The sequence below is a fragment of the Candidatus Pseudomonas auctus genome, from assembly GCF_048654275.1.
In the GTDB taxonomy this organism is placed as follows: domain Bacteria; phylum Pseudomonadota; class Gammaproteobacteria; order Pseudomonadales; family Pseudomonadaceae; genus Aquipseudomonas; species Aquipseudomonas pharyngis.
In genome coordinates this window covers 89,232-108,462 of sequence record NZ_JBJYZK010000016.1, presented here as the reverse complement: position 1 = coordinate 108,462, position 19,231 = coordinate 89,232, and the positions used below count along the sequence as shown (strand labels likewise).

At 59.3% G+C, this 19,231-nt stretch carries 22 protein-coding genes; 12 read left to right on the top strand and 10 right to left on the bottom strand.

The window, feature by feature from the left end; all coding sequences use genetic code 11:
• Positions 1-118: 118 nt before the first annotated feature.
• On the bottom strand, positions 119-1,066 hold the full coding sequence (locus ACKUG4_RS24525) for an ABC transporter substrate-binding protein (protein WP_011334669.1): 948 nt from the start codon (positions 1,064-1,066) through the stop codon (positions 119-121).
• Between the two features lie 294 nt (positions 1,067-1,360).
• Between ACKUG4_RS24525 and ACKUG4_RS24520 the strand changes: the two genes are divergently transcribed.
• The 4 genes from ACKUG4_RS24520 to ACKUG4_RS24505 all read left to right on the top strand — a co-directional run bounded on the left by ACKUG4_RS24520 (position 1,361) and on the right by ACKUG4_RS24505 (position 4,522).
• Complete coding sequence (locus ACKUG4_RS24520) at positions 1,361-2,347, top strand: aliphatic sulfonate ABC transporter substrate-binding protein (RefSeq protein ID WP_445435011.1); 987 nt, start codon at positions 1,361-1,363, stop codon at positions 2,345-2,347.
• Between the two features lie 61 nt (positions 2,348-2,408).
• Positions 2,409-3,248 carry an ABC transporter permease gene (locus ACKUG4_RS24515; protein WP_445435010.1) on the top strand — a complete coding sequence of 280 codons (840 nt, stop codon included), beginning with the start codon at positions 2,409-2,411 and terminating at the stop codon, positions 3,246-3,248.
• A gap of 53 nt (positions 3,249-3,301) precedes the next feature.
• Positions 3,302-3,982 (top strand): SOS response-associated peptidase, encoded by a 681-nt coding sequence (locus tag ACKUG4_RS24510; protein ID WP_445435009.1) that lies wholly within the window; start codon positions 3,302-3,304, stop codon positions 3,980-3,982.
• A gap of 267 nt (positions 3,983-4,249) precedes the next feature.
• The gene (locus ACKUG4_RS24505) at positions 4,250-4,522 is read left to right on the top strand and encodes a hypothetical protein (RefSeq protein WP_445435008.1); all 273 of its coding nucleotides are present in this window, start codon (positions 4,250-4,252) and stop codon (positions 4,520-4,522) included.
• A gap of 43 nt (positions 4,523-4,565) precedes the next feature.
• On the opposite strand, the gene ACKUG4_RS24500 is transcribed toward ACKUG4_RS24505, so the two are convergent.
• From ACKUG4_RS24500 to ACKUG4_RS24490, 3 genes are read right to left on the bottom strand one after another with little or no spacing between them, the layout of a single operon-like run.
• Positions 4,566-4,727, bottom strand: coding sequence for a hypothetical protein (locus ACKUG4_RS24500; protein ID WP_158090459.1), 162 nt, complete (start codon positions 4,725-4,727; stop codon positions 4,566-4,568).
• A gap of 25 nt (positions 4,728-4,752) precedes the next feature.
• Positions 4,753-5,064, bottom strand: a complete 312-nt coding sequence (locus ACKUG4_RS24495) for a branched-chain amino acid transport AzlD family protein (protein ID WP_176472272.1) — start codon at positions 5,062-5,064, stop codon at positions 4,753-4,755.
• Positions 5,064-5,762 carry an AzlC family ABC transporter permease gene (locus ACKUG4_RS24490; RefSeq protein ID WP_085648391.1) on the bottom strand — a complete coding sequence of 233 codons (699 nt, stop codon included), beginning with the start codon at positions 5,760-5,762 and terminating at the stop codon, positions 5,064-5,066. Before ACKUG4_RS24490 ends, ACKUG4_RS24495 begins: the two co-directional genes overlap by 1 nt.
• Positions 5,763-5,917: 155 nt before the next feature.
• Between ACKUG4_RS24490 and ACKUG4_RS24485 the strand changes: the two genes are divergently transcribed.
• Positions 5,918-6,304, top strand: coding sequence for a DUF2784 domain-containing protein (locus tag ACKUG4_RS24485; protein ID WP_039766992.1), 387 nt, complete (start codon positions 5,918-5,920; stop codon positions 6,302-6,304).
• Here ACKUG4_RS24485 and ACKUG4_RS24480 read toward each other — a convergent pair.
• A complete protein-coding gene (locus ACKUG4_RS24480; protein ID WP_445435007.1) occupies positions 6,301-6,822 on the bottom strand; it encodes a DUF3087 domain-containing protein in 522 nt (173 codons plus the stop codon). The genes ACKUG4_RS24485 and ACKUG4_RS24480 overlap by 4 nt on opposite strands.
• A gap of 210 nt (positions 6,823-7,032) precedes the next feature.
• Here ACKUG4_RS24480 and ppnN point away from each other — a divergent pair, with 210 nt between their 5' ends.
• The 3 genes from ppnN (at position 7,033) to ACKUG4_RS24465 (ending at position 9,831) form a co-directional block, all read left to right on the top strand.
• A complete protein-coding gene (gene ppnN, locus ACKUG4_RS24475; protein WP_039766997.1) occupies positions 7,033-8,406 on the top strand; it encodes a nucleotide 5'-monophosphate nucleosidase PpnN in 1,374 nt (457 codons plus the stop codon).
• A 157-nt stretch (positions 8,407-8,563) separates the two neighbouring features.
• Complete coding sequence (locus tag ACKUG4_RS24470; RefSeq protein WP_039766999.1) at positions 8,564-9,301, top strand: response regulator; 738 nt, start codon at positions 8,564-8,566, stop codon at positions 9,299-9,301.
• A gap of 152 nt (positions 9,302-9,453) precedes the next feature.
• Positions 9,454-9,831: a hypothetical protein gene (locus tag ACKUG4_RS24465; RefSeq protein ID WP_011334679.1), complete on the top strand. Its 378-nt coding sequence runs from the start codon at positions 9,454-9,456 to the stop codon at positions 9,829-9,831.
• A gap of 38 nt (positions 9,832-9,869) precedes the next feature.
• Here the strand turns inward: ACKUG4_RS24465 and idi are convergent, their stop codons facing one another.
• On the bottom strand, positions 9,870-11,408 hold the full coding sequence (idi, locus tag ACKUG4_RS24460) for an isopentenyl-diphosphate Delta-isomerase (protein WP_237233727.1): 1,539 nt from the start codon (positions 11,406-11,408) through the stop codon (positions 9,870-9,872).
• A gap of 296 nt (positions 11,409-11,704) precedes the next feature.
• Here idi and ACKUG4_RS24455 point away from each other — a divergent pair, with 296 nt between their 5' ends.
• The 3 genes from ACKUG4_RS24455 (at position 11,705) to ACKUG4_RS24445 (ending at position 13,852) form a co-directional block, all read left to right on the top strand.
• A complete protein-coding gene (locus tag ACKUG4_RS24455; protein ID WP_064597385.1) occupies positions 11,705-12,640 on the top strand; it encodes a polyprenyl synthetase family protein in 936 nt (311 codons plus the stop codon).
• A 120-nt stretch (positions 12,641-12,760) separates the two neighbouring features.
• Complete coding sequence (locus ACKUG4_RS24450; RefSeq protein WP_064597387.1) at positions 12,761-13,495, top strand: substrate-binding periplasmic protein; 735 nt, start codon at positions 12,761-12,763, stop codon at positions 13,493-13,495.
• A 108-nt stretch (positions 13,496-13,603) separates the two neighbouring features.
• A complete protein-coding gene (locus ACKUG4_RS24445; RefSeq protein ID WP_039767006.1) occupies positions 13,604-13,852 on the top strand; it encodes a hypothetical protein in 249 nt (82 codons plus the stop codon).
• Between the two features lie 64 nt (positions 13,853-13,916).
• Here the strand turns inward: ACKUG4_RS24445 and ACKUG4_RS24440 are convergent, their stop codons facing one another.
• From ACKUG4_RS24440 to ACKUG4_RS24425, 4 genes are all read right to left on the bottom strand, one after another.
• The gene (locus ACKUG4_RS24440) at positions 13,917-15,314 is read right to left on the bottom strand and encodes an FAD/NAD(P)-binding protein (protein WP_445435006.1); all 1,398 of its coding nucleotides are present in this window, start codon (positions 15,312-15,314) and stop codon (positions 13,917-13,919) included.
• A 59-nt stretch (positions 15,315-15,373) separates the two neighbouring features.
• Positions 15,374-16,777, bottom strand: coding sequence for an LLM class flavin-dependent oxidoreductase (locus ACKUG4_RS24435; RefSeq protein WP_445435005.1), 1,404 nt, complete (start codon positions 16,775-16,777; stop codon positions 15,374-15,376).
• Between the two features lie 353 nt (positions 16,778-17,130).
• Positions 17,131-17,454 carry a hypothetical protein gene (locus ACKUG4_RS24430; protein WP_445435004.1) on the bottom strand — a complete coding sequence of 108 codons (324 nt, stop codon included), beginning with the start codon at positions 17,452-17,454 and terminating at the stop codon, positions 17,131-17,133.
• Between the two features lie 151 nt (positions 17,455-17,605).
• Entirely contained in the window at positions 17,606-18,169 is a 564-nt protein-coding gene (locus tag ACKUG4_RS24425; RefSeq protein WP_445435003.1) for a helix-turn-helix domain-containing protein, read from the bottom strand.
• Positions 18,170-18,254: 85 nt separating this feature from the next.
• Here ACKUG4_RS24425 and ACKUG4_RS24420 point away from each other — a divergent pair, with 85 nt between their 5' ends.
• Positions 18,255-19,193, top strand: a complete 939-nt coding sequence (locus ACKUG4_RS24420; protein WP_085648382.1) for a DMT family transporter — start codon at positions 18,255-18,257, stop codon at positions 19,191-19,193.
• Positions 19,194-19,231 lie beyond the last annotated feature (38 nt).

Below are 19,231 nucleotides of genomic sequence, written 5' to 3'. Positions count from 1 at the left end.
GACCGTTGCGGTCATGTTGTCGATTGGCAAAACTCCTTCGCCGCTGCTGCCTCCCTGCGACCCATTTAGATGGGCCGAGGTTGGATAAAGATACACAGGGTTTGGTTCCGGCGCTCGCTCAGCGCGCCAGCGCCTGTTGAAACGAGCTGTCGATGATACCGGCCGTGGCCAGCGGAGCCGGCAGCGCCTTGACCTTGAACAGGAAGTCGGCCGTGCTTTGCAGATCGGCGGCGGCCTGCTGATCCACCGGGCCGACCGTCATGTGCGCCTGGCGCAACCAGTGCCGCGAAACCTGTTGATCGAGGTTGGCCTTCTTCGCCCACAGGTCGGCGTACTCGTCGGTGTGACTGTCGACCCAGGCCCTGGCCTGCTTCAAACGTCCGAGGAAATCGGCGATCGCTTCGCGCTTGCTGTCGATAGACGGCGCAGACGCGGCGATGGCGCTCAAGCCCGGCATCAGGTTTTTCGCCGTGAGAATCGGCCGGGCGCCGGAGAACACGATCTGCTGGGAAATGTACGGCTCCCACACCGGGAACGCGTCGATGCTGCCTTGCGGTAGCGCGGCCGCCGCATCGATCGGCATCAGTTTGACGAAGTCGACGTAATTTTCCGGCAAACCGCCCTGCTCCAGTGCCCGCAAGGTCAGTTGCTGACTCCAGGCACCCGGCCAGTAAGCGACTTTTTTGCCCTTCAGGTCCTCGATAGTTTTCACCGGAGAATCCTTGGGCACCAACAGCGCGATAGTGTCCGGGTTCTGTCGTGACACACCAATCAGTTTCACCGGCGCCTGTTTGGCGGCCAGAAACAGAAACCCCGAATCCCCCAGGAAACCCAGATCCAGCGACCCGGTCTGCAACGCTTCGGCCAACGGCGCGGCAGCCTGGAAGTGTTTCCAGTCAACCGTGTAAGGCGCGTCCTTCAACACGCCGGACGCTTCTATGGAAGCGCGGATGTTGTAGTAATTCTGGTCGCCGACGTGCAGGACCAAGGGTTCGGCAGCGTAGGTCAATGGCGTGGCAAACAGTGCGCTGGTCAACGCGGCGCGTAGGAAACGTGAGAGCTTCATGGCGAGTCCTGCAGAAGGGATTTTTATAGACCATAACGCTCTTACAAATCAGATTTGAAATTCGATTAGCGCATAAGCTCAGCACCTTCCCGCCGCACTGTTGGCCGAGCAACAGTGGCTCGTCAGAGTGTTTTCCCTGCAACACTTCAAACCTGCAAAACCAGCGTCAACCCCCGTAAATACGGGACAAAAGCGTACATGGCACAGAGCCTGCAATATTCCATTCATGCAGGAAGCATTCGATAAAAATATCTTTTTGGACATAAGAATCTGTTGCCTTGCCGGAGCGTGCCCATGAAACCCTTCTTTCCGTTTTCCCGCGTCAAAACGCTGCTCGCGGCCTGCGCAGTAGCCCTGAGTCTGCAACCTCTGGCCCACGCTGCCGAAGCGCCGCCCGCTGAAGTGCATCTGGATTACGCCTATTACTCGCCGGTCAGCCTGGCGCTGAAACATCTGGGCTACCTGGAAAAAGCCTTGCCCCAGAGCAAAGTCAGCTGGGTGCTGAGCCAGGGCAGCAACCGCTCGCTGGAATACCTTAACAGCGGCGGCGTGGATTTCGCCTCGTCGGCCAGCCTCGCCGCCGTGCTCAGCCGTGCCAATGGCAGCCCGATCAAATCGGTCTACGTCTATAGCCGCGCTGAATGGACCGCGCTGGTGGTGCGCAAGGACTCGCCGATCCAGTCCGTCGCCGACCTCAAGGGCAAGAAAATCGCCGCCACCAAAGGCACCGATCCGTACCTGTTTACCCTGCGCACCCTGAAACAGGCCGGGCTGAAAAAGGACGACGTGGAACTGGTACACCTGCAGCACCCGGACGGCCGCACCGCGCTGGAGAAAGGCGATGTCGACGCCTGGGCCGGCCTCGATCCGCACATGGCCGCCAGTCAGGTGCAGGCCGGTTCGCGCCTGCTGTACCGCAATCGCGACTTCAACAGCTACGGCGTGGTCAGCGTCACCGAGCAATACGCCAAGCAACACCCGCAAACCATCGACACCGTGATCAAGGCCTATGAGCAGGCCCGCGAGTGGTCGGTGAAGAACCCCGACGAATTGGCCAAATTGCTCGCCAGCGAATCCGGCCTGCCGCTGGACGTGGCCAAACTGCAATTGTCGCGCACCGACCTGAGCAGCCCGCAGCTGACCGCCAGGGACGTGCTGGCCTCGAAAGCCGCCGCGCCGATTCTGGTCTCCGAAGAACTGGTGCGCCGTGGGGTGAATGTCGATCAGGTCATCGATCAGTTGATCGACACCGGTTTCCAGCAAGTCGCCGCCGCCCAGTAACCGATCAGGCCCATGACAAGTCCGCGTCCGTCGCGGATTTGTCGTGAGCGGAGAACCGTCCATGAGCAACGACTTGCCCGCCCGCCTCGCCGTGCCGGCACCACGCCGCAAAGGCCCACTGCTGAATCCGCTCTGGCGCCGGCGCCTTAAAGGCCTGGCCCTGCCACTGCTGATCGTGATCGCCCTGGAATTTATCGTACGCATCGGCTGGCTGCCGCCCTACCAGATGCCGGCGCCGAGCGAGATTGCCCTGACCCTCACCGATTTGGCCGAAGGCGCCTTGTGGAAGCACATCGGCGCCAGCCTGATTCGCGTGCTGCTGGGGTTTGCCATCGGCGCGAGCCTGGCGTTGGTGTTTGCCGCGTGGGTCGGCCTGAGCCGTGAAGCCGAGGCCTATCTGGAACCGACGTTCGCCGCACTGCGGTCGATTCCCAGCCTGGCCTGGGTGCCGCTGTTGCTGCTATGGCTGGGGATCGACGAGACCTCGAAAATCGTTCTGATCGCCATCGGCGCGTTCTTCCCGGTGTACGTCAACGTGGTCGCGGCGATCCGCAACATCGACCGCAAACTGGTGGAGGTCGGGCACATCTACGGCTTCAGCCCGCTGCAACTGGTGCAACGGATTCTGTTGCCCGCCGCCCTGCCCGGCCTGTTCACAGGATTGCGCAGCGGCATGAGCCTGTCGTGGATGTTTCTGGTGGCGGCCGAACTGATCGCCGCGACCAAAGGTCTGGGTTACCTGCTCAGTGACGGTCGCGAAACTTCGCGGCCGGACATCGTGCTGGCCGCGATCATCGTCCTGGCGCTGCTGGGCAAACTCAGCGACGGCCTGCTGGCCGTGCTGGAACGTCGCTGGCTGGTCTGGCGCGACGCGTTCACCGGCCAGGGCAGCAAGGATTGAACCGTGCAACTAAGCTCAAACCTTCAGGCAGGTGTTCAGCGGAGGGTCGGCCGATGTGCGGAAGACTGTCGCAATACCGGGGTATCCACGATTTCGTCGCGGTGCTGAGTATTCCCGATGCGCTGATCAATCACGTCGGCGACGCCCCGCTGGCGCATTACAACGCCGCGCCCACCACGTCACTGGCGATCCTTCATCAGCACCAACAACGGCTATACGCCAACAATCTGCGCTGGGGCTGGCGCCCGCACTGGGCCAGGGATCGCGCCGCACCGATCAACGCGCGGCTGGAAAAAGTCGCCCACGGGCCGTTCTTTCGAGCGATCTGGCGTCATCGACTGATCGTGCCGGTCGACAACTGGTTCGAGTGGGTCGATGCACCCGACAAGAGCCGACAACCGTGGCTGATTCGTCGGGCCGATCATCAGCCGGTTTTCTGCGCCGCCATTGGCCAGTTTCCGATACCCGGCGAACCTTCACGGGAAGACGACGGCTTCGTCATCATTACCGCCAACAGCGAAGGCGGCTTGCTCGATGTGCATGACCGGCGCCCGATCGTGCTGCGCGCTGACCGGGTTCAGGAATGGCTCGATCCCGCCACGCCCACAGAGCGTGCCGAGCAGATGCTGTTGTTCGAAGCCGAACCCAGCGAAGCGTTCCAATGGCACAAAGTCGGCAAAGCGGTGGGCAACTCCCGCAATCAGGGCGCGGAATTGATTGATGCCGTACCGTAAATAAATGTCGACGCGGTGCGTTATCAAAAGCCGGAACTCACGAATCGAATCCTGCCTGTTACACGCGGTGTTTCAAACGCGAAACATTCAACCTAAACAGTCGTTTGATTGAACTAACCGCCTGTCTGACATTTCAACCGTCATACATACATTTACAAACACTACGGATAGCATGCGCGCCGCATTTCCTTTTGGCATACCAGTTGACCAAAGAGTCAGCAAAACCAGGAATCCCCCACAAACTTACAAGCCTTGCAGAGAATTAAGTTGCGCGACGATTTTGCAATCAAACAGGTCACAGGCCTGGAGTGTATTCATCTGTCCCCGACAGAACGCTTTGAACTCGACTGTTTTATCGGCCACTACATAAAGACTCGAAACCTGCGTGACGTACCCGATATCGACCACATCCTCCGCGCCACCCTCGAAAGCTATCCCTGCCACCCGCCGGTGATGGTCAACGAGCTGAATGCCTGGATCGACAAGACCTTGGGTTATCGGGCCTCCCACCCAGATTTCACGCAGTTGGACGATCTTTGATGAACGAAAAGCCCCGCAATCGCGGGGCTTTTCGTTGTGGCGTTCAGGGTTTCAGCAGGGGTTCCCGATCACGTTCGGACAACTCGCGGCTGTCGTCATGCTTCCAGGTCTGCTCCTTGTGTTTCTCCCGCTCGATTTCTTCTTCGCTCGGTTCGTCATCTTCTTCAGGACGTTTCTGCTCGGTTGCCATGTTCACCTCGCTCATGAAATTGATCCATTAAGCGTAGAACTTAAAGCCACCAGCGCAATAGAAAGAAGAACGCCATGCTCAATAGCATGCTGAGCAACGTGTTGCGCGTGTAGATCACCAGTGCGATTGCCACTAACGAACTCAGCAGATAAGGGTTATCCCACTGCAGATTCAGTTGTTTGTCCGGCATGAACACAATCGGCCCGCAAATCGCGGTCAACATGCCCGGCACGGCAAAACCGAGAAATTGCCGCGCGTTGCTGCTCAACCGTACCGGCAAGCGTGGTTCGAGAAACACGTAACGATTGAGGAACACCAGAATCCCCATGCCGAAAATCACTGCCCAGACCATCATGTGCGCTCCCGATACAGCTTGTTGCAGATGAACCCGGCCGTCATGCCGGCCAGCCCCGACAGCACCAGCGCCGAACCCCATTGCCAATAACTGAACAACACCGAGCAAAACAGCGACACCGCCACGCAGACCACCGTCGGCACATTGCGCACCACCGGTGTGATCAGAGCGATGAAGGTGGCGGCAATCGAGAAGTCCAGCCCAAGGTGTTCAAGCCCCGGAATGCTGCTGCCGAGCACAATGCCGGCCAGGGTAAAAAGGTTCCAGGCGATGTAGAACGTCAGGCCGACACCCAAGGCGTACCAGCGATTGAACTGCTGACGATCGTGCTGACTGGTCAGCGCGAACAGCTCGTCAGTGAGCAAAAAACCCAGGCCAATACGCCAGCGCCCCGGCAACGGCGAAATCACCTGGCGCATGCTCATGCCGTAAAGCAAATGCTGCGAGGTCAGCAGCAGCGTGGTCAGCAGAATCGAGAAAATCCCGGCGCCGCCCTTGAGCATGCCGATCGCCACCAATTGCGCAGCGCCGGCAAACACGATGCTCGACAGGCCCTGCCCTTGCAGCGGCGTGAGGTTGGCTTCAATCGCCATTGAGCCGGCCAGCAGCCCCCAAGGGGCGGTCGCCAGGGATAACGGCATGATCGCCGCGGCGCCACGAAGGAAGGCACTGCGCGGCATTAATGAGTCAGACATAACACGCTTCAACCGTGAGACAAGGCCCCGGACTCTGCCAGCAAACGCCCTTTCATGGCTTGAACAATCTTGCGCAGTTGGCGCAAATCCTTCCTTCCGTCAGTCGTTTACGGGCGTAACATGGCAACCATTCACACACGCGTCAGGGAGACGACATGCTGTATCGAATAGCCGCCGACGGGCTGGTGCTGTTTCATTTGCTGTTCATTCTGTTCGTGCTGTTCGGCGGACTGCTGGTACTCAAGTGGCCGCGGCTGATGTGGCTGCATTTGCCAGCGGCGGCCTGGGGCGTGGCGGTCGAGGTGTTGCACCTGACCTGTCCGCTGACCTATTGGGAAAACCTGATGCGCCACGCCGCCGGGCAAACAGAGTATGCCGGCGGTTTCATCGAACATTACGTCTGGCCGATCATCTACCCGGCCGGGCTGACCCCGCAGATTCAGTTGGTACTGGGCAGCGTGGTGCTGGTGGTCAACCTGCTGGTCTACGGGCGCCTGATCCGCCGCTGGAAACTCAGACGCGCCGCGCGCATTCCGTTTTAACCCGCTTTCAACGTTTCCAGCCAGGCCGGATCAAGGCGCGTCTGATCGGTGTCCATACCGAGCGCCTCCATCCGCGCCTTGTGCGCTTCGACTTCCCGGTGCAATTGCGCGTGATCGCTGGAGTTGCCATCCAGCTCATGCATCTGGGTCAGGCCCAGGTGATAGAAACGCAGCACTTTCATTGCCACCGGATCACCCTTCTCCACTGCCGCCGTCACTTGATGCATGACGTTGGTGACGCTCATCAGGCTGCGCTTGAGCCGCCAGCCGTACACTGCCGGGGCCATCCAGGTCTGGTTCCAGAAACGTCCGCGCAGCAACGCCGCCGTCAGCAGAAATGCGCCAAACACCCCGCCGACATTGAACCGCAGATTATCCCCGCCCGGCTCGCCGAACAGCGCCACCGCCGCCGTCGAAAACGCCATCGCCAGCACCAGAAACAGCACCGCGATGATCAGCGTGCTGCGCCGGGTCTGCTGGCGATAAGTGATGGCATCGATCGGTTGAATCTCGAACATCGCGACAGGCTTCCATGGCTTGAGTTAAAAAGAGGCTGCGCATTATCGCCTCTGGGGCGGATTTAGCTATGCTGGAGCGCCTTTTCATCTTTTCAAAGTCCAACGGGGACATGGCGATACCACGCAGATCGTGCCATCTTCATTCATGGATACACACTATTCGGATGCCATTGGCCATGCCGGCAATGACATCGTTTTAAGGATCACTGCATGACCCAACGACACGTAATCAATGCCTCGGTCAGCCCGAAAGGCAGCCTCGAAACCCTTTCCCAACGTGAAGTTCAGCAACTGAGCCAGGCCGGAACCGGCAGCACCTACACCCTCTTTCGCCAGTGCGCCCTGGCAATCCTCAATACTGGCGCCCATGTCGATAACGCAAAAACCATCCTTGAAGCCTACAAAGACTTCGAAATCCGCATCCACCAGCAGGATCGCGGCGTGCGCCTGGAACTGCTGAACGCACCGGCCGACGCCTTCGTCGACGGCGAAATGATCGCCAGCACCCGGGAAATGCTGTTCAGTGCCCTGCGCGACATCGTCTACACCGAGAACGAACTCGACGCTTTGAGCATCGACCTCAGCACCTCCCAAGGCATCAGCGACTACGTCTTCCACCTGCTGCGCAACGCGCGCACCCTGCGCCCGGGCGTCGAGCCGAAAATCGTCGTGTGCTGGGGCGGCCACTCGATCAACACCGAAGAATACAAATACACCAAGAAAGTCGGCCACGAACTGGGCCTGCGCAGCCTCGATATCTGCACCGGCTGCGGCCCGGGCGTGATGAAAGGCCCGATGAAAGGCGCGACCATCGCCCACGCCAAACAGCGAATTCACGGCGGCCGTTACCTCGGTCTAACCGAGCCGGGCATCATCGCCGCCGAAGCGCCGAACCCGATCGTCAACGAACTGGTGATCCTGCCAGACATCGAAAAACGCCTGGAAGCCTTCGTCCGCGTCGGCCACGGCATCATCATCTTCCCGGGCGGCGCCGGCACTGCCGAAGAGTTCCTGTACCTGCTGGGCATCCTGATGCACCCGGATAACGCAGGCCTGCCGTTCCCAGTGATCCTGACCGGGCCAAAACACGCCGCGCCATACCTGGAACAACTGGACGCCTTCGTCACCGCCACCCTCGGCGAAGCGGCGAAAAAGCACTACGAAATCATCATCGACAACCCGGCGGAAGTGGCGCGGCAGATGACCGCGGGCCTGAAGGCCGTGAAGCAGTTCCGCCGCGAACGCGCCGATGCATTCCACTTCAACTGGCTGCTGAAGATCGACGAAGGCTTCCAGCGCCCGTTCGATCCGACCCACGAGAACATGGCCAACCTCAAGCTGCACCGCGATCAGCCGCCCCACGAACTGGCGGCCAACCTGCGCCGCGCGTTCTCCGGGATTGTCGCCGGCAACGTCAAGGACAAGGGCATTCGTCTGATCGAGGAACACGGGCCGTATCAGATCCGTGGCGACGCCGCGATCATGCAGCCGCTCGATCTGCTGCTCAAAGCCTTCGTCGCCCAGCACCGGATGAAACTGCCGGGCGGCGCGGCGTATGTGCCGTGCTATCGCGTGGTGTCCTGACACCGCCTATGAATAAGCCTGAAGACCCATTCTTCAGGCCATCCCATAACACTGTGGGAGCGGGCTTGCCGGCGAAGGGGCAATCGAATTCAGCATCTTTGTTGACTGACGGACCGCCTTCGCGAGCAAGCTCGCTCCCACAAAAAGAGTGTGAACCATGGATCACATCAACCACATCCTGATCGTCGACGATGACCGCGAGATCCGCGAACTGGTCGGCAATTACCTGACAAAAAACGGCCTGCGCAGCACCGTGGTCGCCGATGGCCGGCAGATGCGCAGCTTTCTGGAAGCCAACACGGTCGACCTGATCGTGCTCGACATCATGCTCCCCGGCGATGACGGGTTGGTGCTGTGCCGCGAGTTGCGCGCCGGCAAGCACAAGGCGATCCCGATCCTGATGCTCACCGCCCGCGACGACCAGACAGACCGCATCCTCGGCCTGGAAATGGGCGCCGACGATTACCTGACCAAACCCTTCGCCGCCCGCGAGCTGCTGGCGCGGATCAACGCCGTGCTGCGCCGCACGCGAATGCTGCCGCCCAATCTGCTGATCACCGAAACCGGGCGGCTGCTCGCGTTCGGTCGCTGGCGCCTGGACACCACCGCCCGACATCTGCTCGATGAAGACGACACCATGGTCGCCCTCAGCGGCGCCGAGTATCGCCTGCTCCGGGTGTTTCTCGATCATCCGCAACGGGTGCTCAGCCGCGACCAGTTGCTCAATCTGACTCAGGGTCGCGACGCCGACCTGTTCGACCGCTCCATCGATTTGCTGGTCAGCCGCCTGCGTCAGCGGCTGCTGGACGACTCCCGCGAGCCGACCTACATCAAGACCGTGCGCAACGAGGGTTATGTGTTCTCCTTCGCCGTGGAGATGCTCGCCGAATCCTGACGGATTTGTATCGTTCTGTATAAATTCGCCGCGCAGATACGTAACCGGTGTTTTTGGGCCGTAACACCACATATCAGCGATACACCCTCGCGTTTGAATGAACCCACCAGAAAGCACTGGTTCACTCATCATCAAACGCAAGGAGAAGCACCATGTTCAAGTCCTCGAAATCCCTGGTACTCGCACTCAGCCTGCTGGGCGGCCTGGCCATGGCCGACCTGGCGTCCGCCAGCTCCCAACCACTGGTTGCCGAGTACGGTTCGGAAAACCTGCAGAAGGATCGCGTTGCCGAAGGTGGCGCGGACCGTTTGCAGGAACTGCGTGAACGCGTGGCTGAAGGCGGTGCCGATCGCTTGCAGGAACTGCGTGAACGCGTAGCCGAAGGCGGTGCTGACCGTTTGCAAGAGTTGCGCGAACGCGTCGCTGAAGGTGGCGCCGACCGCTTGCAGGAACTGCGCGAGCGCTCGGCCCGCAGCGTACTGGTCGCCGAGAACCGTCCCGAGTTCGGTTCCAAGTATCAGCGCTACTGATCGGCTGTACCCGTCGTACTCGATTCCTGCCGGGGGTGTCACACCCCCGCAGCGATCACGACTTCCCGGTAACGAGGCACTGTCAGATGCCATGCAATATTGCCGTGCCATTGCACCTCGAGCGTCCGGGCACTGCGCAAGACTTGTTCGCGTAAAACATCGTCGCACTCAAGTCGATCCAGCTCGCGCGGCAAGCGCCGTTGCAGCTTGAAAAACTCACCGGCCCACACATCGATTCGACGGCGAACCTCGCTGGCAGCTTCACGCGGGGAACATTGTCGATGATGAATGAGATGAGTCAGCAGGTTGTACACGTCCTCCATGGGGTTTTTCATGATGGAGAAAGACAACAAGTCATTAACAGCCTTCAGCAGGTTCAAGCTCAGCCTGCGTAGCGCCTGCCAGATGTCGCTGTAATAAACACGAGATGGCAGGTGTACACGATCGGCGAAGTAATTGAATTCCACACACACCTGAAACCCGCCGGCATTGCGCCAGACACTTTCAAAATCCTGTTCGGCCGGCTGCGAACCTTCAAGCCGATGCATCGCTGCGCGCAAACAGGGATAGAGATAACTTTCATATTGCTCAAGCGTTCGTTGTCGCCACTGCGCGGGCATCTGCGCCCCCGCCTGCTGAATGATGTCCGCCAGACCGCCCGCCAGACCGGTGCAAAACGGTTGTCCATCGCGGCTTGCCATCTCATGCACGTCACGGATGCTCTGCTCCAGTAACTCAGGTGCCTGACTCAAATCCTCATCGGCCAGATCGTCTTGACAACTGAACCACCCGGTGAGGTGAGCAAACAACAGAAGGTCCTCACAGCCTGCATCGGGCCACATATAACCGGCGTAGAGCCCTGGCTGGTATATATCAAGTTGATGACGCGCATGCGGCCCATCCTCCAGCCCCAGTCGAATCAGCCATTGGCGAGTATGCAGTTCCGCTGCCTGAGCATGGGGGCTTAGCGCAAATGAAAGCCGTTGCAGCCGAGGTGGAAGAGCGAAGTCTTTTCGATGCTGTTTGATTAACGCGTCACGGTCACGAAGCTGCTTGTGCCACCCGCGTACGGTCGAGATGTCGTGCTGCCTGAAAATTAACTGCAGCCAGACGGTGAACTGTGCCGCATCTCGCCTGATTTCGCCAAAAACCGCATGCAGACTTGACCATCTCCAATCCATCGCTTCATCGGAATTCACCTTGGGATCCACTCGACTGAGCCCGACAAAGACGTGGTCATACTCGTTCTCGATCAAACCATTCGAAACCGGTGTCCGATAAACGAAGGCCTCGACCTCGATCAGCGCTGGGCAGTCCAGTCCCATTTCTTCGAACAATCGTCGTCTGGCTGCCGCAAGGATCGGTTCGCCGGCTCGAGGATGACCACAACACGTATTAGTCCATAATCCTTGAGAGTGATATTTGCCCAGCGCCCGTTTTTGCAGGAGCAGTCGGCCTTTCAAATCGAAAATGAAGATGGAGAAGGCGCGATGCAAAAGTCCGTCGCGGTGAACCTGCATTTTTTCGGCAGTTCCGGTTTCCCGATCGTATTCATCTACAAGAATCAGCTCTTCCATTCTCGTCACCGTCGCCCTTCAAGACTGGACGATACGTCGGACCAGGCTTCACTTTGCATGTGGGGTTAAAACTTCATTCTAAAACTAGACAAATTTGAGCAAGTGACAAGTTCGGCACTCAACCTCTCTTCAGACAACATCTGGATATATCTGAAAATTCTACAGTCGATAACCAATCGGTTTTTACTTGAGCATGAATCGCCACAAAAAATACGCTACGTTTCAACTGTCACTCCCGTATAACCCGCCCTTGCCAGAAGTACGCTGTTGGCAACCCGCCCAAAGAGTCTTCTGCAATGTTGCAATCAACCAGCTCAACCTACGCGCAAGCCAGAGAACTCTGGACGTTGGCCTTTAACTATCAAGAACAGCACGCCGGCATGAAAGTCAGGACAGCACTGACGCTCGCGCTTGCGGACATTTACCAATTAGCGCCGATGCATGCGCAAACGCTTTGCCAGATTGTCGAGCTCTTCAACACGGCGTCTCTGGTACACGATGACATCATTGACGAAGACCCTACACGTCGTGGTGCCCCGTCCGTCTGGGTGAAATTCGGTATCGCCAGCGCACTGGTATCCGGTATGTATGGCTACATTGAAGGCCTGCAAAAGTTGAACGCTTTGGGGGATCCGAATCTTATTCACGCAGCCCTGGGAAGTCTCGAGGCGTTGCACATCGGTCAGCACCTCGACACGCAGTTGAGTGCAGGCGACAGCCTACCGACGCTGGATCAATATCGTTTTATTGCACAAGCCAATACCGGATGCTTTTTCATGTTTATCCTGGACTCATGCCAAAGCCTCAATCCGATGCCGGTAGCAGTTTATTTGGCATTGCAGGACTTGATGCTGGAACTTGCCGTCTATTACCGCTACATCAATGACTACTGCGATATAAATCACACGCCCCACTTCAAGAAAAAAGGCTTTGCCCCTGATTTGGAAGGAGGTCCGAAAACGTTTCTCATGATCCTGGCCAACAGTCCATTAATCAAAAGTAAAAGAACGGACTTGCAGAAGCGCAGAATCATTTCTGACTGGGGTGATGCCGGAGTTTTCACCCGAGCGATGAACATCATGGAAGACAGTTTCAAGACCATTGAGCTTCATTTTGAGCAAGCCCGGTGCCTAGCTGGGGAACGAAACTTCGGTTCTCTACACACGTTCCTGCGGAACGTGCACTTTGAGCAAGAACCACAGGATAACTACTATCAGTCATTAATCAGGTAGCCTGGGCCCCTCGCTACTACCGATAAGCCTTGTTCTCTGACACAAAAGCCCCGCTGTTTCCCCACGACAGCCGTCATGGCTCGTACTAAGCTGCGCGATTGATTTGTTCAGGGACGATCCATGAAACGATTTGCCGCCTGTCTGCTGTCAATGCTGGCCCTGACGGCCACTGCGGCGGACCTGCAACTGCTCACCGACAACCACCCGCCCCTGCATTTCATGCAAGGTGATCAGCTCGCGGGATTCGGTGTGGACGTGGTACAGGCCCTGGCGACCCAGACCGGCGACCGTATCCATCTGCAACAAGTCCCGCTGCTGCGCGCCCTGCGCATGGCCAGCGACACCCCCGACACCGGCGTATTCACCGTGCTGCGTACCGACGAACGCGACGATCGCTATCAATGGGTCGGGCCGCTGATCGAAGTCGAAACCGCACTGTACGCCCGCGACAATCTCCAGCCTCCAGTGCACAGCCTGCGTGAAGCCGATCATCTGGGCCGGATCACCGTGCCGCGCAAATGGCTGGTCTACAGCTACCTGCAAGGACAAGACCTGAACAACCTCTACGGCGTGGAAACCCCGGAGCAGATGATGCGGCTGTTCAGCCTGGGGCGTACCGATTTCGTGGTCTCCGATACCTGGTCCAAAGCCGCCCTCGCCCGCGAACAAGGCATGGAGCCGGGACGCTTGCAGTACCAGATCCCGTTGATGAAACAGAACACCTACATTGCCTTTTCGCCGCAGACCGATCCGAAACAGGTCGCACGCTGGCAGCAGGCGCTGGATACATTGCGGGCCGACGGCCGTCTGGAGAAGCTGCGCCAGCGCTGGCTGAGCAATACCCTACCGCGCTGATCGCGCATCAACACCTTCGATAACAACTATGCGCAAGGGTGTTTTCACATCAAAACCCTCCAGCACTACAGTGGGCCCCATCTTCTCCCCACTCTCTGGAGCAACATCATGAAAGACATCATCGCACTCGGCTTCATTGTTTCCCTGATCGGCGCCACTTCCGCCATCGCTGCCCCACACGCCAGCACTCCAGTTGTCGCGGCTGCGACCGTTGGCCAGTCCGGCACCCTGAACGTCGACACCGTCAGCAACGACGCCGAACACCAAGGCCTCAAACTCCAACAGAACGCCGAACAGACCAAACTGTACGTCGCGGAAAATCGCCCGGAATTCGGGTCCAAATATCAGCGCTACTGAGTGATCGGTTTGAGCTGCCAGAAACAGGAAACCCCGCCGAAGCGGGGTTTCTTGCATTTGGGTGTCAGCGAACCAGACGCGCGGCCAGTGCCTTGGCCTGCAACGCCACATCGGTGACGGCGGTGCTCTCCCACCACATCCCGCGCAACGGCGGGCCCATGGCGAACAGGCGGTTCGAGACCCGACCCTCTTCATCCAGCACAGCGCCGTCCACCGCTGCCGCGATGCCCAGCGCCAATGGCCCCGGCCGAACCAGACCGCGCGCCAGCAACTGCTGCGGCAACGGTCGCGCGACCCGGCGCCAGTCGTATTCGATGCCGCTGGAATTGATCAACGCCGCGCCCTGCACTACGCGGGTTTCGGCCTCACCGCGAGGGCGAATGCGGATACTCACGCCGTCCGGCGCCGGCTCAAGCCCCTTGTAAGACGCCGCATGAATGCGCAATCGCCCTTCCCGGTGCAGACGCTCGACCAGTTCCGCGCTCAGCGGCGGTGAACGATGGTGATGACTTTCCCACCACGGTCGCACATGGCGCACGAACTGCCGGCGCTGCGCATCGCTGGCCTGGCTCCACAAGCGACCGATGTGCGCCCGCACGGTGTCGAGCGGCGCCTGCCAGTCGATGCCTTGGGCGATGGCGTCGCGGCAATGCCGGCGCAATTCGCGCAGTAACTGGCGCGGCGTGCGGATGCTGTGATCCTCGGCGAGGAAGTCCACCCACGCAGGCGGCTGCCGACGCACATGGGGCAACAGCCCGTGCCGGGAAAACACTTCGATCGGCCCGCGATGCCCGGCCTGCTCCAGCGAGACCACGGCATCGACCATGGTCAGGCCGGAGCCGATGATCAACACCGTGGATTGCGGATCGAGCTGGCGCATGGCGCCCACATCCCAAGGATCCAGCCCTGCGGCGTTGAGGCCGCTGGATTGCTTTTGCGGCGTACGGGCGGCGGGGAACATGCCGGTGGCGAGCACCGCAAAAGCGCCTTGCAGTCGCTGGCCGTCGCTCAAGGTGAGCTGCACCGAATCAACTGCAGCCTGTACATCAATCACCTCTGCGCGCACGTGCTCGACCGTCGAACCGTGCTGCGCGCCCACCTGCTGCGCTTCGGTCAGACGCTGCTGCACATAGACGCCAAACAGGCCCCGTGGCGGAAACAGTTCACTGACTGGCACATGCTGCTGATCCGATTCCGGCCAGCCGCCACCGGCAATGTGATCGGTCAGCCATTGAGTCAGGTCATCGGCATTGTCCGGGTCGACGCTCATCCGCGCCGCGTTGCCATTGAGCGTGTGGCCCAGTTCAACCGCGCTGTACGCTTCGCCCCGGCCCAGTTCGGCCCGGGGCTCGATCACCAGAATCCGTCGCCGACCCGGCAGGCGCAGCAGTTGCACCGCCAGCATCGTGCCGCTGAGGCCGCCACCGACAATCAGGATGTCGGCCGTATCGGTTTGAGTCATGCCGTTCTCGCTGCAGAGGGTTTGCTCAAGTCAGTTTCGTGCAGACGCTGCGAGCGAGTCTAGACAGACGCGACCTTTTTCTCCTGCCGATGCAACTCGCCGAGGTTTCGATAGCCGCTGCCCGGATGGATCTCCGGCAGTCTCGGCCCTTCGCCAAACAGCTTCTCGCGCAAGGTCCCCGGCGCGTACTCGGTCTTGTAGACACCGCGCTTCTGCAACTCCGGCACCAGCAATTCCACCGCGTCGATGAACGTTTCGTGGGTCAGCGCGTAGGCCAGGTTGAAGCCGTCGACGTCGGTTTCGTCGACCCATTCCTGCAACAGGTCCGCCACCGTTTCCGGGCTGCCGACGAACAACGGGCCGAAGCCGCCGATACCGACCCAATCCGCCAGTTCGCTGGGCGTCCAGACCTTGTTCGGATCGGCCGTGGAAAACGCTTCGACCGCCGACTGAATGGCGTTGGTGTGTACGTGCTTGAGCGGTTCGTCCGGTTTGAAGCGGCTGAAGTCGATGCCGGTCCAGCCGGAAATCAGCGCCATTGCGCCTTCGTAGCTGACCCAGGATTTGTATTCTTCGAATTTGGCTTTGGCCTTGGCGTCGGTTTCGCCGAGGATCACGGTTTGCAGGTTGAAGATCAGGATCTTCGACGGATCGCGCCCGGCCTCGGCGGCGCGGCGGCGGATGTCGGCCACCGTTTTCTTCAGCAGCACTTTCGACGGTGCCGCGACAAATACACACTCGGCATGCTCGGCAGCAAACTGCTTGCCACGACTGGACGCGCCGGCCTGGTAGAGAACCGGCGTGCGCTGCGGCGACGGTTCGCAAAGGTGAATGCCCGGCACCTGGAAGTGTTTGCCGTGGTGGCGGATCTCGTGGATCTTGCTCGGGTCACTGAAAATCCGCCGCTCGCGATCCCGCAGGATCGCGCCCTCTTCCCAGCTGCCTTCCCACAGTTTGTAGCAGACCTCCAGGTATTCCTCGGCGAAGTCGTAGCGCGCATCGTGTTCGGTCTGGGCGTGCTGGCCAATGTTCTTCGCGCCGCTCTCCAGATAAGAGGTGACGATGTTCCAGCCGGCCCGGCCCTTGGTCAGGTGATCGAGGGTCGACAGGCGTCGGGCGAATGGATACGGATGTTCGAAGGACAGCGAAGCAGTCAGGCCGAAACCGAGGTGTTCGGTGACCAGCGCCATCGGCGGAATCAGTTGCAACGGATCGTTGACCGGCACCTGCGCCGCCTGCCGGATCGCCGCTTCGCCATTGCCGTTGTAGACGTCGTAGATGCCCAGCACGTCGGCGATGAACAAGCCGTCGAACTTGCCACGCTCAAGGACTTTCGCCAGATCGGTCCAGTACTCCAGATCCTTGTATTGCCAGGAGCGATCCCGAGGGTGAGCCCACAGGCCCGGCGACTGATGGCCGACGCAGTTCATGTCGAAGGCGTTGAGGCGGACTTCGCGGGGCATCAGATGGCGCTCCGAAAAATTGGAGTAGCAATGCTGCTAATTCGAAAACTGCCACAAGAAACATCACTTCTGTGACGATTGAAATTGTACCTGCCCTGCACTCCATGAATAACAGGAGAGGAAGGTAAGCATTGGACAAAGATGGGCATGAAGCGACTCCAGCGAAGAATGTTTTCACAGACGTCAATACAGAAGTCGTGCCAGCTTTATTAGTTGTTTTAAATCAAATAGTTAAGATAAAAATCTGATCCCGTACCTCGAAACCACTCAACAGAATGTGGTTTTACTGTTGATCAGCAAACACATGAAAATGCAGGCCACCAAAGATGCGGGACCTGCCATGGAGTTAACAATCAGTGGGTGATGTCGTATTGGACGGGTTTAGATTTTTGGTCGTTAGCCCCCCCCGCCCAGTGAATATAGTCGAACGTCCTTCCAGCACCAAGATTGTCAAGTAGCGCCGTTCGTGGAATCAGCAACTCATAATAACCACCAATATCAGGGCCCGGCGACTGAGCCGGGACTACCACCTTAGCGTTGATTCTCAATTCGACAAGATCGTCGGGATCGGTAAGAGGAGGAACTGGAATTAAGGCCGTCGCCCCCTTTGCAGGCACGTTCTTCAGGCTGAGTACCGTTCCAATTGCTTCTTTCATTTCGAGCGCTTCCGGTTCCATTTCTTTATTCCTTCTTAACGAGGGTGAACTCTGCCCAAAGAGGAGAGCTGAGCAACGACGTTGCCTGGAACCATTGAATGGCGACGAGATATGTACGTCTACTGTCAGAAATAACAGGTAAAAGGCTATATCCGACCGACGGTGACTGGCGTCAGATCACCACATTGCGCACGAAGCGCGCGGCCACTTCCCCGTCATTGCGGTAGGTGTGCGGCTGATTGCTGGCGAACATGAAAAACTCGCCGGCGGCGATGCGCTGGGGTTGATTGCCGAGCATCAGCGTCAGGCAGCCTTCGAACACAAAGATCTGTTCGCTCCAGCCCTCGGCGTCCGGTTGCGACGGATAGACCTCACCCGGTTGCAGGCACCATTCCCACTGCTCCACCGCGCGGGTGGCGTTGGCCTTGGATAGCAAGACGGCTTTGCTGCCGGGGATGCTGCCGGCCCAGGCAAGTTCGTTGATACGGCCGGGATCGCGATTGTCCGGGGCCTGGATCAGATCGCTGAAGGCCACTTCGAGGGCTTCGGCGACGCGGTCGAGGGTGGTCAGACTGACATTCTTCTCACCCGCCTCGATGGCCACCAGCATTCGGCGGCTGACCCCGGACTTTTCGGCGAGGGCCGTCTGGCTCATGTCGGCGGCGTGGCGCAGGCGCCGGACGTTCTGGCTGACGTGTTGCAGGACTGAAGCCCGCTGAACGGAATCTCTGTGCACTATATTGCTCACTGGCTGGGGTTGGGCAGTATACTGCGCACCATTTGGCGCATTGTGCGTCTCCTTCTTAAAAGTGCGCAAGGTCATGACGTCAGCCAACTCCCCTCAAACTCCCCTGCGGTTTTCCCGGTTCAGCAAAGCCGAGTGCGTGCTGGTGTTGATCACCATGCTTTGGGGCGGCACCTTCCTGCTGGTGCAGCACGCCATGACCGTCAGCGGCCCGATGTTTTTCGTCGGCCTGCGCTTTGCCGCCGCCGCAGGCATTGTTGCGCTGTTCTCCTGGAAACACTTGCGGGAACTGACCCTGTTCGAATTCAAGGCTGGCGCCTTTATCGGCGTGGCGATCCTGCTCGGTTATGGCTTGCAGACCGTTGGGTTGCAGAGTATCCCAAGCAGCCAGTCGGCGTTCATCACGGCGTTGTACGTGCCGTTCGTGCCGCTGTTGCAATGGCTGGTGCTGGGCCGGCGCCCGGGTTTGATGCCGAGCATCGGCATCATGCTGGCGTTTACCGGACTGATGCTGCTTTCCGGGCCATCCGGGGCTTCGCTGAATTTCAGCCCCGGTGAAATCGCCACGCTGATCAGCGCCATCGCGATTGCGGCCGAAATCATCCTCATCAGTAACTACGCCGGGCAGGTGGATGTGCGCCGAGTGACGGTGGTGCAACTGGCGGTAACCTCGGCCCTGTCTTTCTTGATGGTGGTGCCGACCGGCGAGGCGATTCCGGATTTCTCGTGGCTGTTGCTGAGCACCGCCCTGGGCCTGGGCGCGATGAGCGCGGCGATTCAGGTGGCGATGAACTGGGCGCAGAAAAGTGTTTCGCCGACCCGCGCGACCTTGATCTACGCCGGTGAGCCGGTGTGGGCCGGAATCGTCGGGCGCATCGCGGGGGAGCGTCTGCCAGCGATTGCATTGGTGGGTGCGGGGCTGATCGTGGCGGCCGTGATCGTCAGTGAATTGAAGACCAAAGGCAAAGAGACACAAACGGTCACGGAAGAATTGGAGCACGAGACCGAAGGCTAAACGGGGGTTTTACGGCTACTTTGTAGGATTCAGAGACA